Consider the following 4,079-nt stretch of genomic DNA (forward strand, 5'->3'; position numbering starts at 1 on the left):
AAAGCAGGGCGCGGCCTGGGGCGAGGCGGATTTCGGTTGTGCCGAGGGAGAGGGCGTGTTGGGCGAGCGCAATGATCTTGTCCGCCGGCATGCTGCCGTAGGGGAGGCCAATGCCGAGGGCGATGGCGGTTTTTATGTCGAAGACGCCTATAGGCGAGCGGGCGCGCTCTACGGCGCCCCCCTCTGTCCTGCCGGACATCTCCCCCACGAGGGGGGAGATTGGCAGTTCGGGCGCCGGCTCTCCCTCTGCAGTAGGTTGGACAGTGGGCGTTGCAACGCTGGTAATTGGCGAAAGCGGCGATGACAGCGCAATCTCCCCCCTCGTGGGGGAGATGTCCGGCAGGACAGAGGGGGGCGCCGTAGAATGCCAGCCTGCGAGAGAAGCCAATTGCCTCTCCGACAGATCCCTTGCGTGGGCCTCCCGACCCTTCTCGGCAATCATTCTTAAAGCCGCGACTGCGATATCGCGGGCCGCACCTTCATCAGTAAACGCTAGCGGCCTCGCATTCTGCCCATCACCCGCGACAGACACCCGCCACTGGATTCCCGCACCAGTGCGCGTTGCGGCAAGCCGCACATCGGCCGTCACCGTATCCAGCCCAAGCTGCCCGCCGCCGTCGACCACGACCGAAACCTTCGGCCCCAACCGTTGCGTCAGCCCAGCATCCTCGACCGCCGCCCTGATCCGTTCCGCCAGCGGTCGGGGATCGGCAATCTCCTGCGGATCAATGCCGGCCAGCGGCCCGGTCTCGACCGGCACGTCTGTGCGAACCGCAATATCCAGCGCATCGACCTCCGCCGCCAGCAGTGCCGCGCTGTCCGCCGTCAGCCCGCGTATCTGCAGGCTGCCGCGCGCGGTGACCTCCATGATGCCATTGCCATGCCGCAAAGCGGATTCGCAGAGTCCAATCAAAAGCTTCGGCGACAATCCTCCAGAAGATGGGCCTCCAGAAGACGGGCCTCCAGAAGACGGATTGAGCCGCACCAGCAGGCCGTCGCCGGTTTGCATCGGCGCGGACAAAGCCGGGCAGTCGCCGCGGCGCGAGAAGGCGTTCATGCCGCCACCCCAAGCGCTTCTGCTTCGGCAATCAGGGCTGTCAAATCGTCGTCGATGGAATTGCGCAAGGGATGCCAGAGGCCACGCCGGCGCGCCGACAGGAAGCGCTCGGCGATGATTTTTGCCGCGGCGGGGTTTTCGCGCAGGATGAAGGCGCGGACCAAAGGATCGCCCAAATAGGCATCATGCACTGCCTCGATCAGCGTTCCCGAAATGGCGTGAGTCGTTTCGGCGAAGTCGACCAGCCGGTCGACGGTTTCGGCGAATTCCGAGGCGCCACGCGGGCCGTGCCGCATCTGGCCTGATATGAAGCGTGGATTGACGGCGCGAGCACGCACGACACGCGATACGGCCTCACTGACCGAGCGCGGCTTCGGCTTTTGCGGGTCCGTGGTGTCGAGCACGATGACGTCGGCATTTCTGCCGAGTGTTGCCAAGGCTGCCGAAAAGCCGCCGATGAAGGCGACGTCGGCGGAGCCTTCGAGGATGTCGCGGCCGGGGTCGTCGCCGGTGTGGACGAGGAGATCGGCTTCGGCGAGGCGGCCCTCGAAGGCGCCGGGCGCGGAGATCCCTTCGCCCTCGGCACCGCCATAGGCATGCGATGTGGCGTCGAGATAGGCGCGGCCGATCTCTTCGCGCGCCGCCCAGTCGCCACTGGACAAAAGGTCCTCGACGCCGGCGCCGTAGGTGCCGGGTGAGGTGCCGAAGATGCGCGGGCTGATCTTGCCGTCGGCGCGGGTTTTGGCCGCGAGCGGATTTTCCGTATCGTCCTCGTCACGGGCGGCAACCGCGTTGGCGGCGGCATCGATCAGCGCGATCTGGGTCGGGAACATGTCGCGGAACAGGCCTGAGATGCGCCAGGTGACATCGACGCGCGGGCGGCCGAGGGCCGCCGGCGGCAGCACCTCGATGCCGGTGATGCGGCCGGTCGCCGAATCCCATTGCGGCCGGCAGCCCATCAGCGCCAGGCCTTGCGCGATCTCCTCGCCGCCGGTGCGCAGCGAGGCCGAGCCCCAGAGATCGATGACCAGCGAGCGCGGCCAGTCGCCATGCGATTGCATATAGCCGCGCACGACTTCTTCCGCCGCTGCCTTGCCCAGATCATAGGCGGTCGGCGTCGGCATGGTGCGCGGGTCCGAGGTGAACAGATTGCGGCCGGTGGGCAAGACGTCGGAACGGCCACGCGCCGGCGCGCCGGCCGGCCCTGCCTTGACGTGGCGGCCATCGAGCGCGGCGAGCAGCGCCGCCTTCTCGGACGCTGCACTTTGGCGGCGCATGGCGTCGGGCTCGTCCTCCGGAGCGCGGCCATAGATATGCAGCCCGTCCTTGATGGCAAAATCCTTGAGGTCGCAGAGCCAGGCGTCGATGCGGCGCAGGGCTTCGTCGGGCGCATCGGTCCTAGCGACGCCGGCTTCGGAGGCGAGGCCGGTTTTTTGCGCGGTGTCGACGATCAGCTTGGCCAGACGGTCGCGGCGGCGGCGGTCGAGCCCATCGGCCTGGGCATATTCATCGACCAGTCGCTCGAGTTTATGCTGGTTTTCATCCAACCCGGCACCAGTCAGTGGCGGCGGCAGATGGCCAAGCGTGACGGCGGCGATGCGCCGCTTGGCCTGTGCTGCCTCACCCGGGTTGGAGACGATGAACGGATAGATGACGGGTAATGCGCCGGTGACGATTTCGGGAAAGCAGTTCTCCGAAAGCGCGACCGTCTTGCCCGGCAGCCATTCCAGCGTGCCATGGGCGCCGACATGGACAAGCGCGTGGACACCGAGGGACTTGCGCAGCCAGAGGCCAAAGGCGATCAGCGCATGGCGCGGGGGCAGTGTCGGGTCGTGGTAGTCGGCGCGGCGGTCGACGGAGCGGCCACGATCGGGGGCGAGTGCTACGGTGACGTTGCCGAAGGTGGCAGCGCGGAAGGGGAAGTGTCTTTTGCTTGATAGGGAAGGTTTGCGCGAGGCGCCCCCCTCTGTCCTGCCGGACATCTCCCCCACTTGGGGGGAGATTGGCAGTTCCGTCGCCGGCACCCATCCTGCAACGTTTGAGATTGGCGAAAGCGCAGATGACAGCTCAATCTCCCCCCTTGTGGGGGAGATGTCCGGCAGGACAGAGGGGGGCGCCTCGCGCAAACCGCTCTCGTCTTCCGCCGTCCCCCAGGCCGCCTCTACGGCAGCCATTGCCGCAGCCGACACGTCCTTAGAGAAGTTGAGATAGTCTTCTAGCTTAAGCCCATCATTGCCCCGCTCCAGCAGCCCCAGCAACTCACGCGGCGTCTCCGGAATCCCCTCAACGCCATAGCCCTGTTCGCTCAGGTCGTGCAGCATGGCCAGCACACTCGACGGCACATCGAGGCCGACGGCATAGCCGGTGCGGCCGGGGGCGCTGGGATAATCGGGTATCAGGATGGCCAGCTTGCGCTTGGCACGGGACGTCTCCCGCAGACGGATGAAGGCCGCGATGCGGTCCGCCACCTGCGCCACGCGATCGGGTTCCGGCCGGTTGGCGAAGGCGCGGTGGCCAAGTGCGGGATCGGTCTCGCTCTCGCTCTTGAAAGAGATCGCGCCGGCGAGGATGCGGCCGTCGAGCTCCGGCAGCACGACGTGCATGGCAAGGTCGGCGGGCGCCAGGCCGCGCTGGTTGTTCTCCCAGACGTCGCGGCGGGTGGTGGCGACGATGACCTGGAAGACGGGTACGCCGGCGCGGTCGAACAGGGTCTCATTGCCGGGCTCGGCGCCGGACGCGAAAGCAGTCGCGGTGATGATTGCCGAGGGTTTCAGCGCGGCGAGTGTGGTTTCCACGAACGCCAGGGATGCCGGGTCCTTGAGGCTGGAGACGAAGATGGGGACCGGGTTGATGCCGCACTGCCGCAGTGCTCCGACGATCGCATCGATGGGCGCTACATCGGCGGCCAGCAGCATCGAACGATAGAACAGGATAGGCACGACCTTTCCCTCCCCCTCGAGGGGAGGGTGGCCCGCAGGGCCGGGTGGGGTCGATACGACCGGACTCGACGTTTCTTTAGGTC

Annotated in this window: 2 protein-coding genes; both read right to left on the bottom strand. The window is 66.8% G+C overall.

Annotated elements, in window-relative coordinates; all coding sequences use genetic code 11:
• Positions 1-1,057, bottom strand: a 1,057-nt coding sequence (gene cobG, locus EN943_RS35540; RefSeq protein ID WP_127416447.1) for a precorrin-3B synthase, incomplete at its 3' end; no start/stop codon positions are given.
• Complete coding sequence (locus EN943_RS35545) at positions 1,054-3,996, bottom strand: cobaltochelatase subunit CobN (protein ID WP_245476102.1); 2,943 nt, start codon at positions 3,994-3,996, stop codon at positions 1,054-1,056. The genes EN943_RS35545 and cobG, both read right to left, overlap by 4 nt.
• Between the last annotated feature and the right edge of the window lie 83 nt (positions 3,997-4,079).

It is taken from the genome of Mesorhizobium sp. M7A.F.Ca.US.006.01.1.1 (assembly GCF_003997935.1).
Lineage (GTDB): Bacteria > Pseudomonadota > Alphaproteobacteria > Rhizobiales > Rhizobiaceae > Mesorhizobium.